General features: G+C 55.6%; 1 protein-coding gene. It reads right to left on the bottom strand.

From position 1 onward, the window contains the following. The coding region (locus GT045_RS40305; protein ID WP_237539135.1) for a hypothetical protein at positions 1-205 on the bottom strand (205 nt) is incomplete at both ends.

Below are 205 nucleotides of genomic sequence, written 5' to 3'. Positions count from 1 at the left end.
TCATACGCCTTCAAAAAACCGTCACGAAACCCGCCCACCGGATCCGGGTCAACACCCGACACCAACACCGGCAGCGTCACCTCGCGAGGCTTCACATTAAACCCGCGCCACTCCGAGCCGTGCACACCAACATGAGTTTGAGAAAAATGCTCAACCTCGGGAACACCCAAACCGCGCAACGAATCATTCAACAACATGACAGGAG

The organism is Streptomyces sp. SID486, from assembly GCF_009865385.1.
In the GTDB taxonomy this organism is placed as follows: Bacteria; Actinomycetota; Actinomycetes; order Streptomycetales; family Streptomycetaceae; genus Streptomyces.
Note: the sequence above shows the minus strand (reverse complement) of the source record. Positions and strands in the feature narration are given on the sequence as shown.